Raw genomic sequence first — 11744 nt, forward strand, 5'->3', positions numbered from 1 at the left:
TTCCAATTATCATATGCGGCGAGAATCTCGAATCCCGCATTTTGAAAGCCGAGCGACATTCCTCCGCAACCGCTAAACAAGTCGATTGTTTTATATCTTCTAAGCATAATAACTCCGAGGCATCAAGCCTCCTCACTCTCCATTTCCATAATGTCGCTTGTGTCGCAATCAAGGGCATTGCATATTTTATTTATGATTTCTGTATTGACGTTTTCGTTGCGACCAAGTTTTGCGATGGAGGATGAACTGATGCCTGCCATCTTTTGTAAGTCTTTCTTCTTTAAGTTTTTATCAATAAGAAGTTTCCATAATTTTTTATAGCTTATGTTTGCCATGTGTGAATACCTCCATGCATAATAACCCATCACACCGCATTCTACCACGAATTTGCGAGAAAACCAATATAATCTTCGAGAATGCATAAATTTTATGTAAGAGAACAGGACATATGTGACAAAGAAATAAAAAAATAAGAAGGAACTCTGTTATAATGCAAGTGACCAAACCAACAAGATAACAGGAGACCCTTCTTATGAGACCTATTATAACCGAAGAACTGAGACTTCGTAAACGGATATGTGAATTTGCCATTAAACATAGAAACAATGCAGAGGCAGCTCGGCGTTATCATACGAGCAGACAACAGGTGCAACGGTGGTTCAAAAGATATGACGGAACCCTAGATTCGTTGAGACCTTTAAGCCGAAGACCGCATACACAGCCCAACCAACACACGACAGCCTAATTAGCTATAGTTCGTCAGATGAATACGCGATATCGTCACGAAGGTCTGGATCAAGTATACATAGAATCGTGTAAACGGGGATATACTCGTTCATGTGGATCTGTGTGTAGGCAAATACGTAAGCATCAGTTCACGGTAAAAAAGGTCAAGAATTTCCCCAAAAGTGAATGGAAGCCGGACGTAGTATCGTATCCGGGTGAGAAGGTACAAGTGGATATAAAATATGTTCCCTGGGAATGTATCGAGGAAAACCCGAATGAGACGCAGTACTATCAGATTACAGCCATTGATGAATATTCAAGGAAACGAGTGGCGGCTATTGTTGATGAAAAAAGCGTTACCCATACGAGTGAGTTCTTGTTGACGTTGGAATCCAAGATGGGATTTAAGATAAGCACTGTACAAACAGATAATGGTAGAGAGTTTACGAATATGAGAATCAGTGAACGAATCTGTCAGTTTGATGTGGTAGCAAAATGGCTAAAGATAGAACATAAAACGACCCGACTATTCTCACCGTGGCAAAACGACAAGGTTGAGCGTAGACATAGAAGAGACGGAGAGAGCTTTTATCATCGTAGCTTTAGAACAATAGAAGTACTTTGCAAGACTCATAAACGGTATATTAGCCGTTATAACAACATCGTGCAACGAACACTTGGATTTAAATCACCCAATGGATTGATGACAGAATTCTTCTTAGCTCATTCTGCATGAGTCCTTGTCACAAATGTCTTGATACACTACAGTACTTATACGAAGTAGTCATTTCCCTTCATTGACGTTCGTCCTTATGTTTTGATACAATCGGGTCACCGGATGTGTCGGGTCTAGCGTCAGACGAAGCGGCACTGGCACCGGTTGCCTGCGGGGGACGCTCCGACTGTCGGGTACTAAGCTCATTCTTGATATTATTTGAACGTGTGTAACACATGTTCATTATTTATATCGGGTTTGAGCGTTTTTTATTTTATAACAAATATTGAGGTCAGCACTGAGTAGGAGCTGACCTCAATATTATTGAACGCCAAAACGGGTATGGCACAAAAGAGGCACCGAACACAACAGTGTTCGGTGCCGAGTAATACCGTTTGTTCACTTACCCTCAATGTTTGAAAAAGAGGAGACATTTATATAAATAATGAAACAATCGGGTCAAACAGTAACGCTGATACGACTATAATGACAACGAGGGAAGCGACCGCCGCCATAAGTAACTGAACGAATACTTTAGCTTGTTGGGTAGAGGTAAAGTTTTCTACGTTGGTCCCCATTGCGGCTAAGATTAGAGCTCCGCCTGTTGACATGGGAGAAATTCCGGCTAAAGAGCCTCCGGCTCCGACGGCTGCCATTAAGGCAAGCGGTTCAACTCCACCGACTTGTGCAGCTATATCGGTACACATGGGCATCATAGTAGGATATACGACTGCCAATGCGGAACTTACCAGACTGAGTAATCCTGCCGACACACCCATAAGGGGGATGGCCGTATTACTGGTCATAATGGAAGAAATTGCGGCACTCAGTAACTTTATTCCGCCAACCTTATCTACGATGGTTAATAAGACGCCGACACCTAATACCATAATAATTGTTCCCCAAGGAAGGGCTTTTAAGCATTCTCCATCGGGAGCGATGCCGAATAGGACTAAAAGGGCACTGGATATAAAGGCTGCCAGACCGATGTTGACTTTGAATACAATCATTAATACTAACATCAATAATATACCGCTTAAAGCAATCAGCTGTTTAGCAGTAAAGGGACCGGGTTTTGTTACCGTTGCATTGGTCGTTGTCAATTTATATCCTTTGAAATAAATGAATACAAGGATAGATATGACAAGGGTAATGATTGTCTGACAAGCCAGTATAGCGGGCATTACATTATCAATACCTGAAGTAGCTGCTGCACTAGTGATAACGGCGGCTTCGGGTGTAACGCTGGTCATTCGGCCCGCTATCAATCCGAATTCACCTATGAGGGCTAACATAATCGGATTGTAACCTACTTTTAAAGCTGTTGTAACGGCTATAGCCGGGATGATTGCTAACGCGGGGATTGCACCGGGGCCTACACCTGCAACAATAAATCCGGCTATGTAGATTGCAATCGGAAGAAGCCAAACTTTTTTCCCCGTGGCTGAGATTATTTTTTCAGCCAATAAATCTAAGGCTCCTGTAGATTTTACTACGGCAAATAAGAAAGTTATGCCTACTAAGGTACAAAACATAGAACTGCTGATGCCGCTGATTAACTGTTTGTCTGTTAAACCGAATATACGGACTGCGATCGCGCCGACAGCAATTGCTAAAATACCTATATTTACTTTTCGTATAAAAGCAAGAACTATAGTAACAATGAACAATACTAATGCAAGTAAATCCATCTCCATAATCGTTTCCATAAGTATACCTCCGTTGTGACTAACCTAGTTGGAGCAGGGGGTGTTGATGTGTATTTGGTGACCGCTGTAGTTACCGGATATAATTGTCGTTTCATATAGTGCCGTATCAAGCATCTTTTGGAAGTCTATGCCGGTGTGAATGTTCATAGCGTTTAACATGAATATCAAGTCCTCGGAAGCTACATTACCGGAGGCTCCGGGAGCAAACGGGCAACCACCGAGACCACCGACCGCAGCCTGAACTGAATTAATTCCGGCTTCAATTCCGGCTAATGTACTGGCAAGGCCCATCCCTCGAGTATCATGAATATGCAATTCGAAATGTTCATTAGGAAATTCTTTGAGTACGGCTTTAGCGGTATTTCGTACCATTAAAGGATCGGCTTGGCCTATTGTGTCGGCTAAACAGAATTGATGAATTCCCAAGTCAACGCCTTTACGGATGATAGACAGTACATTATCTATAGGCGTAATGCCTTCAAAAGGACAAGTAAAGGCAGTTGCTAAAGAAAGAATTATTTCCATATCAGGCAACTCTTGGCGAATAGCGGTTAATCCTTCTAAGGACTCGGAAACAGTACGATTTATATTTGCTTTATTATGAGATTCGCTTACCGAAATAACCGTATCAATTTTGGTTAGACCGCATTCTGCAGCTGCCTTTGCTCCAAATAAATTAGGGACGAGTGCAAAAAAATCAACGTCGGAAGAACCGTGCTTTTCGAGCGTTTTAATGACTACATCGTGCGAGTCTTTCATTTGGGGAATGGCCTTGGGATGCACAAAAGAGGTGAGCTCCATAGACTTAACTCCCGATTGAATCAGCATATCTATGATGTGAAGTTTTTTTTCGAGAGGAATATATTCTTTTACATTCTGAAAACCGTCTCTGGGACCAACTTCAACAAAATTTACAGATTTAATATCCATTACAGATCCTCCTAAATATAATTATTTGTTTTCAATTCTTCAATTTCGGCATTATTAAGACCCAGGAGAGCGGATAATACATCTTCTGTATCTTGTCCTAATGCCGGTGCGGGTCTGGAGATTTGCACTTTGGTATCCATTAATTTAACCGGGTTGCCGTTGACTTTCATATCTCCGATAACCGGGTGAGGTAAAGATACAAACATTTCTCGGGCTTCGGCAATATGTTCGTCTTCTGTTACACGTTTTAGACCGTTAATAGGTGCGGCAGGAACTCCGGCATCATTTAGAAGTGTAACGGCTTCGTCGATTGTAAGATGGCGGCTCCATTCTTCTATAATGGGTTTTAATTCCTGGTGGTTTTCACAGCGTTTCAAGTTTGTTTCGAATCTGGGGTCAGACAACAATTCAGGCATATTAATTACCTTGTTGCAAAATAGAGAGAATAACTTATCATTGCCGCAGCCGATAACAAATAAACCGTCGCTGGCTTGGAATGAATCATACGGGTATGCGGCGGCATAACGGTTGCCCATTAATTCAGGCTGCTTTCCCGATGCGAAGAAACGCTGTGTTCCTGTTTCTAAGCTGGAAACTACGGAGTCAACTAAAGATACGTCTACTCGTTGGCCTCTATGTATGAGTGTTCTTGCATGGAGTGCCATCAGTATGCCGATGGTTAAGTTCATGCCGCCCAGAACGTCGCCCATAGCGTTGCCGACACGAATGCCGTGTCCGCCGGGATCTCCGGTAATACTCATGAGTCCGCCGGTAGCCTGGGCAATGATATCGTATCCGGGGCGATCGGATTTAGGACCATAGCAACCGAAGCCGGAAACTGCAGCATAAATAATTTGGTCATTTACTTCTTTTAAAGTGTCATAGCCGATTCCGAGCTTATCCATAACTCCGGGACGGAAATTCTCTACAACTACATCGGCTTTTTTGACTAAATCGAGAAAGAGTTGTTTTCCTTTTTCGGATTTCAAGTTTAACGTAATGCCTTTTTTGCCTCGATTTACGTTAGCATAGTAAAGACTTTCACCGTTTTTAAAGGGGCCGAATGCACGAGTATCATCGCCTTTGTTGGGGACCTCTATTTTTATTACATTTGCACCATAGTCTGCCAACATCATCGTGCAGTAAGGACCGGCAAGTACACGTGTGAGGTCTAATACAATAATGTCTTCCAATGCTTTTTTCATTTCGTCACATCCTGTCTTTTAATCAAAATAAATAAGAACATTCTTGATGGTTATTATGTTAAAATAGAGAACAAGTAATGTATAATTGTGTTAAAAAAGGCGAAAATGAACAAAAAATGTTTCATAAACAAGCAATATAAAATAAATGAAACTAAAAAGCATATAACACGTGATGTAAGATGGCGACTTAATTTCGATGTATGAGAGAAATGAATAGGTATGAAGGGATGTGTGTTGTAAAGTTATGAATGGGTCCGTCCGGAAAGATAAGTATAAGGTTTGCATATTATGTTTTTCTTATATGTGGGAATTAGCAAAGACGGTAATCAGTGAACTGGATCATACCGACACGAATTATGATTTGTATGAAGCGGATTTATTAAATCAGGATGAAGTTGTTCAAACGGCATTAAAGGAGGGTACACAGGTTTTTGTTACAGGAGGCGGTAGTGCGGCACGCTTTAAACGAAACTACTCCTTGCCGCTGATAGAGTTTCGTGTTAGAGATATAGATTATATGGTTGCTATACAACATGCAAAACAACTGGGATATTCCAAAATCGGTGTTGTATATCATAAAGATGCTACGGTTGTCCCTCGTTTGTCCATGTATGAGCAATTGTCAGAGACTATGGTATGTCCTATAGTATTTGACGATGTTTCGGATTTGAAAGAGTCTATTGAAAAGACTGATTGCGAAGTGGTTATAGGAGCGGCAGCGACAATAGATCTTGCAATTACATTGAATAAACCTTATGTGAGGCTGTATGCCGGTGAGGAAACAATTAGAGAAGCCTGTTTAAGGGCCAGAGACTTGGCAATCCAATTATCTGAAACAAAGCGAAACAAGCAAATTTTTAAATCTGTTTTGTACACGGCTCAACTAGGGATTGTTATAACCGATAAAGACGGAAAAATTGAATTTATGAATAAGACTATGGAAAAGTATATACAAGCGTCCGCTCAGGATCTTCAGTCTATGAGCGTTGAAGAACTCTTCCCTAATTTGCCGTATAAAAAGCTTATGGAAAATGAAGCTTGTTCAAACGACAGTTATCATTTGATTGCTAACACTATGATGCGGTGCGTTATGGAGAAGATCGTCGTTTATGGGAAAAATAGCGGTGTTATTATGTCATTCCATCCTAATCCGCATAACTTAAGGCGAAAGGGGAAAAGCATAAAGAATCCTTTTCCGGTGTATAAATTGAAAAATATTACGGCATATTCTAATAGAATGAAAGGACTGGTGGATAGTTGTCATAATATAATTCCGGTAGAAGATCATACTATGATTTTAGGAGAAATCGGAACAGCCAGAGAAGAAATAGCCATGTGTCTGCATAATGCATCTCATAGAGCCGACAAAACTTGTATAACCATAGATTTAGCTCTGGTTGATGACGACAATGCTAATAAAATATTTTACGGATATATAGAAAAAGGATGCCGAATTGATGGATTGCTTGTGGATGCAAATGGGGGAAGCGTTATATTAAAAAACATAGAAATGGCCTCATTACGAGTACAAGCAATTTTGAGCAATGCAATCTATCATAAACAGATATTTTTACCGGGAATGGCATTACCGGATATTTTTGATATCGTTTTTTATACGGTAGCTCTCCCTGATGAAGAACAGAAGATTCGTCCGGATTTAAGACAAGCTCTGTCCATAAATCAATTACAAATACCTGTTTTACGGCAGCGAATTGAAGATATAGTACCTTTATTTATGAAGTATCTTCTCAGTTTGACCAAATCTAAGAAAATCCAATCCGTGACTGAGAAGATGGAAAGACTTTTAGTTACATATACTTGGCCCGGTAATGTCACTGAACTAAGAACTGTTTCTATAAAATATGTAAAAATACTTGAACAATCCAGTTATAGAACGGCCGATTGGAGATATGAGTGTTTAATCAAATCAATCGGTGAAAAAAATATTGTAGAGGCAGTTAAATGTATGTACCCTTATTCGGATGGAGCTAAATCGAAAAATAATGCACAATTAAGAAAACGAATTGAAAAATTTAAAGAATTATTAGGATATACTAACGAAAAAATAGCCGACTTGTTAGCTGTCAGCAGGACAACTGTATGGCGAATTATGAAGAAATAATAGACATTAAATAGACCGCTGCAAGCACAGATCATACCCTAAAAGTCGGATAAAACTTTGATATACGACTTGTATGTGTAATATCTGATTTTCCCTTGCCAAGTTCCCACCCATTTGCTACATTTGCCGTGTAAAGTTGTATTTCTGCTGTTGCATTCGGACGTATGGCCGGGGTTCTTACTAGCATCGACCGCAGCAGTAGCACCTTTTTATTTTGGAACGAAAACATGATTTTCTCTTGACGGATTCTTATGAGAGTGGTTATACTGATCTTGCCCGTGGTGTTGGGCTGAGTATCCGGCGTTGCAACACCGTCTCGGGACGTGGGTCGCGGATACTCGGACGGACTCACTAATTTTAATTCTTACCGGTGTATGTACGCCGGTTTTTTGTTTTCCCTTCATTGACGTTCGTCCTTGTGTTTGATACACTCAAGTTACGGATGTGTCGGGTCTAGCGTCAGACGAAGCGACACTGTCACCGGTTGCCTGCGGGGGACGCTCCGACTGTCGGGAACTAAGCTCATTCTTGATATTATTTTGAACGTGTGTAACACATGTTCGTTATTTATATCGGGTTTGAGCGTTTTTTTATTCGCTTTTTAGTATTACAAAGGACCGTAGAGTGAATAGCTCTACGGTCCTTTAGGGTAGATATTATACGTTTGAGAGATAATAGGGAACTACAACTACGGCAACAGTGCTCATATCCCGCAAACTCCTTAAAGGCAAAATACGAAGTGTGAAGGGGTTTGGAAGACAAAATTAAAGAGTTAGCTATGAGCAATTACGCCGTAAAGCAATCTCTCACAAAGAAAGGTTACGAAGTATATAACGAAGTCGCAAATCGCCTTCAAGACGGTAGCGATAAATCCAAATTAGCTGCTAATGAAAACGCCTTCATTTACGCACGTATGGCCGAAAGCTGGGCAAGAATCCGCAACGAATACGGCGACACGGCCTATACGGCCAAGGACTTTATGGCTGAACATGCGGTGAATATGGGATATAAGGAATTTAACCAACTTGTAACGCCGGAAGAAAAATTAGAAAGAGATGAACGAAACTTTTCTGAGGCGATAGATAAATTCATGAAGGACGAATTAAAAGAAAAAACGGTTAACGTAATGACGACACCGCTTGTTATGAAATTAGTCGGAGCCGAAATATTGCCAATAAGAATAAGTAACCGTGAACTACATAAAGCCTTAAAGGGGAAGCACAGCGATGAGTTAGAGTCGGACCATATGAAACAACTTCCTAGAGCGCTGGCAGACCCGTTAATGATATTTAATACATACAATGGAAAGAGCGGAAATCCTCGCAGAGTAATTGTTGTTGACCTTAAAGGGAAAACCGGAACTAATATAATCGTACCACTAGAGTTATCAACACAAACGGATAAAACAGCCGGAGCCACAAATATAATGGTGTCATCGTATGAACCTACTTACAGACCGGAAAAGAAAGGAGATCCTAAAAAGCCGAAATATAAATATTTCTTCAACGAAATAGATAAAGGGAAACTGTTGTACGCAAACAAAAATAAGGTCAGACAATGGTTAAAATCAGAGGCGGTACAGTCCGCCATACCTGATAAAACCGTTGTTGACCTTATATTCTAGAATAGTATACCTGATGAGAACGACCTTGTCAAATTAAAGAAAGAAAATTGGGATTTATACCAAACCAATGAAGAGGACGAAGAAACCCACTACCAACGTGCATGGCATGGAAGCGGCATGGACTTCAACGAGTTTAACCTGGAAAAAGCCCTTACCGGTGCCGGGGATATGGTACACGGCTGGAGTATTTACACGACTAAAAACAAAAAGACGGCCCGGGCATATAAAAAACACGCAAAAAGTAAAGGACTACCGTCATACCAGTACGAAGTAGACATTCCCTTTATTGACGTTCGTCCTTGTGTTTGATACACTCAAGTTACCGGATGTGTCGGGTCTAGCGTCAGACGAAGCGGCACTGGCACCGGTTGCCCGCGGGGGACGCTCCGACTGTCGGGAACTAAGCTCATTCTTGATATTATATTGAACGTGTGTAACACATGTTCGTTATTTATATCGGGTTTGAGCGTTTTTTATATTCTGATATACTTGTTTCACCGGATGTGTCGGGTTGAATATCCAACGAGGCGGCACTGGCACCGGTTGCCCGCATTGGATATTCAGATTGACGGGCTTTTGCCGACGTATGTACGTCGGCTTTTTTTCGTCTTCGTGTCGCCTGTATAGTGAAGGGACAGGAAGTATGGTATATTACCATTATGATATGTAGATGCGGAGGTAGGTATGGATTTTTTAAAAGGATTAGGGCGTAAGTTATTGCTGGTATCCGTACTTTTAGACTTGTCTTTATTTTGCAGTTTTTTCGTCGGCATCGGATTGCGATTGGGTGATGAGGGTGAATCCGTAATATCTGCTGTGGGCGGGTATTTGATTGCCTATGCCTTTACAGGACTGCCTTATATTATGGCTTTAAGTATTATTTTGAAAATAGCCGTTATCGTTTGGTATAGTCGTAAGGGCTGGGCAGGGCATCATAAGGAGCTTGCCGTCACCTTAGGGTCTTTTGTCTATCTTGTCATTTCCGGCGGTTTCATCTATTTTATTTACTTTATCGGCAAGGTTATGAGTAGTGTAGGCTAGGTTTCTTATGAAGATAGATATACGTAAGCATTTTTTATATAAGTATGTTGTATATCGGTTTAACAAAGAGTGTCGTAAGGATGTGACTTGGGACCGGCTGTCGGCTGAAGACAGGGACCGATTTTGTCTGCACGTATTTCGACGTGTATGGAAGCGGGTCACGGTTATTGCTCTTATATACTTTCTTGTATTTGTGATAGGGACGGTGTCGATGATTTCCGATTCCCATCCGGGGCCCTTCCTGCGTTGGTATGAAGACCGTTTGGTCTTTGTCGGGGATTTGATCAATACGGAACATTGGAATATATACGACCCTTATGAGCGAAGTGTCTTCTACTATATCCTTATTCAGGCTTTGCCTATTGTCGTCATTGAAGGAGGCCCGCTCTTAGTCCTTGTTTTTGCCGTGACGGAATATATTTTAAGACGGGAAATGAAAGGGAAAGGCAGATGACGGAATATATTCATTATTTTTGGGTAGGCTTTTATTCTATGGGAAGATTTCCTCTTTTTCGGAATGCTTTCATGATTCTGTGCTGTGTCGTTCTTGTTATCGTCATTCGTCGACTTACGGCCTCGCTTCGCAGTGGCGGGAGTTTTTTTGAGGCTTATCGTATTGCCGAGGGAAATTTTTATATTCACGGGGCTATTCAGTTCGGTCCGAGGACGATTCCTTTAAAAGATATTCGCTCCATTCAGGTACATCATGTTCGGGGACGCTACGGATCGGGCAATCGATATATGGTGTATTTGGAACGTAAAAAGGGGCGAACAATTACGCTTATCGTCGGAGAGAGTGCAAGAAATTGCCGTTTAATGGAAAGTTTACGGGCCGATACGAGAAAATACGGTATTAAAGTGTACGGAGATATATCGTAAAAAAGAGGTTCGCTCATAGGACGGCGAATCTCTTTTTTTATAGCGGTCTGCAAGGCGGCGAAGTTGTTGGAAATCTTATTTCTTACAAGGTTTCTTAATGAAAGGTCAGCGCATTTCTGTTACAATAAACAAGATGTATCAGTACATGTGAATGACGGAGGAGTCAGGGCCAGTGATTAAGATTTTATTTGTATGTCACGGGAATATTTGCCGTTCTACTATGGCGGAATTTTATATGAAAGAAATCGTTCGTCGTGCCGGTCTTTCCGGTGAGATAGAAGTGGCTTCAGCGGCGACGACGAATGACGAAGCGGGTAACGATACGTATTACGCTACGAAGGATGTATTGACGGAAAAGGGGATTCCCTTTACGCCCCGTCGAGCCGTGAAGATGACGAAGGATGATTATAATACGTATGACTATATTATTGTCTTTGATGAAGAGAATATACGCGGTGTTGAACGGATTACGGGGCTTCACGATGCCGAAAAGGTGTACACTCTCCTGACCTTTGCCGGTGAAGACAGAGACATTGCCGACCCGTGGTATACGCGAGATTTTCAACAGACCTACCGGGATGTGGAAGCGGGATGCAACGAATTATTACACTGCCTTCTGGAAGCCAATCCCGATTTGGCAGATAAAGCTGCGAAAAACTAAGGGGGACTTAGGGTGAAAAAGTATTTGGAAGAGGCCCGTGTCATAGGCAACGAGGCCATTACGGAAGCTATTTACAAGTTGACCTTTGAATCGCCGCAGATTGCTCGGACGGCTCTGCCGGGACAGTTCGTC

Annotated in this window: 14 protein-coding genes; 9 read left to right on the forward strand and 5 right to left on the reverse strand. The window is 41.5% G+C overall.

The window, feature by feature from the left end; all coding sequences use genetic code 11:
* On the reverse strand, nucleotides 1-107 hold a 107-nt coding region (locus PGX78_RS09490), incomplete at its 3' end, for a DNA cytosine methyltransferase (RefSeq protein ID WP_442864789.1).
* A 15-nt stretch (nucleotides 108-122) separates the two neighbouring features.
* The gene (locus tag PGX78_RS03155; protein WP_178471484.1) at nucleotides 123-335 is read right to left on the reverse strand and encodes a helix-turn-helix domain-containing protein; all 213 of its coding nucleotides are present in this window, start codon (nucleotides 333-335) and stop codon (nucleotides 123-125) included.
* 197 nt (nucleotides 336-532) lie between these two features.
* Here PGX78_RS03155 and PGX78_RS03160 point away from each other — a divergent pair, with 197 nt between their 5' ends.
* Together PGX78_RS03160 and PGX78_RS03165 are read left to right on the forward strand one after the other, a co-directional pair.
* Nucleotides 533-745: a helix-turn-helix domain-containing protein gene (locus PGX78_RS03160; RefSeq protein WP_270445357.1), complete on the forward strand. Its 213-nt coding sequence runs from the start codon at nucleotides 533-535 to the stop codon at nucleotides 743-745.
* A 102-nt stretch (nucleotides 746-847) separates the two neighbouring features.
* On the forward strand, nucleotides 848-1462 hold the full coding sequence (locus PGX78_RS03165; RefSeq protein WP_270445358.1) for a DDE-type integrase/transposase/recombinase: 615 nt from the start codon (nucleotides 848-850) through the stop codon (nucleotides 1460-1462).
* A 413-nt stretch (nucleotides 1463-1875) separates the two neighbouring features.
* Here the strand turns inward: PGX78_RS03165 and PGX78_RS03170 are convergent, their stop codons facing one another.
* Genes PGX78_RS03170 through PGX78_RS03180 form a run of 3 tightly spaced genes read right to left on the reverse strand, consistent with a single transcriptional unit; the run spans nucleotide 1876 to nucleotide 5285 of the window.
* The gene (locus PGX78_RS03170; RefSeq protein WP_270445359.1) at nucleotides 1876-3150 is read right to left on the reverse strand and encodes an SLC13 family permease; all 1275 of its coding nucleotides are present in this window, start codon (nucleotides 3148-3150) and stop codon (nucleotides 1876-1878) included.
* A 24-nt stretch (nucleotides 3151-3174) separates the two neighbouring features.
* Nucleotides 3175-4080, reverse strand: coding sequence for a hydroxymethylglutaryl-CoA lyase (locus PGX78_RS03175; protein ID WP_270445360.1), 906 nt, complete (start codon nucleotides 4078-4080; stop codon nucleotides 3175-3177).
* Nucleotides 4081-4091: 11 nt separating this feature from the next.
* Entirely contained in the window at nucleotides 4092-5285 is a 1194-nt protein-coding gene (locus PGX78_RS03180) for a CaiB/BaiF CoA transferase family protein (protein WP_270445361.1), read from the reverse strand.
* 301 nt (nucleotides 5286-5586) lie between these two features.
* Here PGX78_RS03180 and PGX78_RS03185 point away from each other — a divergent pair, with 301 nt between their 5' ends.
* The 7 genes from PGX78_RS03185 to PGX78_RS03215 all read left to right on the forward strand — a co-directional run bounded on the left by PGX78_RS03185 (nucleotide 5587) and on the right by PGX78_RS03215 (nucleotide 11612).
* Nucleotides 5587-7407, forward strand: a complete 1821-nt coding sequence (locus tag PGX78_RS03185) for a PrpR N-terminal domain-containing protein (protein WP_270445362.1) — start codon at nucleotides 5587-5589, stop codon at nucleotides 7405-7407.
* 751 nt (nucleotides 7408-8158) lie between these two features.
* Complete coding sequence (locus PGX78_RS03190) at nucleotides 8159-9031, forward strand: MuF-C-terminal domain-containing protein (RefSeq protein WP_270445363.1); 873 nt, start codon at nucleotides 8159-8161, stop codon at nucleotides 9029-9031.
* 117 nt (nucleotides 9032-9148) lie between these two features.
* The gene (locus PGX78_RS03195; protein WP_270445364.1) at nucleotides 9149-9340 is read left to right on the forward strand and encodes a hypothetical protein; all 192 of its coding nucleotides are present in this window, start codon (nucleotides 9149-9151) and stop codon (nucleotides 9338-9340) included.
* 375 nt (nucleotides 9341-9715) lie between these two features.
* Entirely contained in the window at nucleotides 9716-10072 is a 357-nt protein-coding gene (locus tag PGX78_RS03200) for a hypothetical protein (RefSeq protein WP_270445365.1), read from the forward strand.
* A gap of 211 nt (nucleotides 10073-10283) precedes the next feature.
* Nucleotides 10284-10526, forward strand: coding sequence for a hypothetical protein (locus PGX78_RS03205; protein ID WP_270445366.1), 243 nt, complete (start codon nucleotides 10284-10286; stop codon nucleotides 10524-10526).
* Complete coding sequence (locus tag PGX78_RS03210) at nucleotides 10523-10951, forward strand: hypothetical protein (RefSeq protein WP_270445367.1); 429 nt, start codon at nucleotides 10523-10525, stop codon at nucleotides 10949-10951. The genes PGX78_RS03205 and PGX78_RS03210 overlap by 4 nt, the downstream gene beginning before the upstream one ends.
* Before the next feature lie 172 nt (nucleotides 10952-11123).
* Nucleotides 11124-11612 (forward strand): low molecular weight protein-tyrosine-phosphatase, encoded by a 489-nt coding sequence (locus PGX78_RS03215; protein ID WP_270445368.1) that lies wholly within the window; start codon nucleotides 11124-11126, stop codon nucleotides 11610-11612.
* Nucleotides 11613-11744: the final 132 nt, after the last annotated feature.

The sequence above is a fragment of the Megasphaera sp. AF13-6AC genome (genome assembly GCF_027685385.1).
Taxonomy (GTDB): domain Bacteria; phylum Bacillota; class Negativicutes; order Veillonellales; family Megasphaeraceae; genus Megasphaera; species Megasphaera micronuciformis.